This window comes from Massilia sp. 2TAF26, from assembly GCF_052115005.1.
Taxonomy (GTDB): Bacteria; Pseudomonadota; Gammaproteobacteria; order Burkholderiales; family Burkholderiaceae_D; genus Telluria.
Window position 1 is genome coordinate 1 of sequence record NZ_JBFRFV010000087.1, and the last position, 680, is coordinate 680.

1 protein-coding gene is annotated in these 680 nt (G+C 67.0%); it reads left to right on the forward strand.

From position 1 onward, the window contains the following. On the forward strand, positions 1 to 680 hold a 680-nt coding region (locus AB4Z32_RS27550), incomplete at both ends, for an IS1595 family transposase (protein WP_442124995.1).

Sequence of the window (680 nt, forward strand, 5' to 3'; positions counted from 1 at the left end):
CTGCTCGACCTGCTGCAATCGGCGGCCGGCCTCGACCGTGTACTCGAGATCGTCGAGCAACCCGGCATGCCACTCTGCTGCCCGCACTGCCAGGCCGACAAACCCTATCGCCACGGCCATGCGCACGGACTGCAGCGCTACCGCTGCCGCAGTTGCCATCGCACCTTCAATGCCCTCAGCGGCACGCCGCTGGCCCGGCTGCGCTACAAGGCACACTGGCTCGACTACCTCGGCTGCATGCTCGATTCCCGCAGCGTGCGCCGCTCGGCGCGCGAGATCGGCGTGGCCAGCGCGACCAGCTTTCGATGGCGTCACCGTTTCCTGGCCTTGAGCAAGGATGACCGGCCGCAACGGCTGAGCGGCATCGCCGAAGCCGATGAGATGTATGTGCTCGAATCGCACAAGGGCTCCAGACATCTCGAYCGTCCGCCACGAAGACGCGGCGGCAAGGCGACAAAGCGCGGGATCTCGAATGAACAAGTGTGCATCCTGGTGGCRCGCGATCGCAGCGGCCAGACCATCGACGCCGTGACCGGCAAGGGCAGCGTGAGCAAGCGGCAGCTGGTGCAACACCTGGGGCCGCGCCTGGCACCCGACGTGCTGCTGGTGACCGACAGCCATGCGGCCTACCCGGCATTCGCGCGGGAGGTCGGGATTTCGCATGAGGCCATCAACGCGAG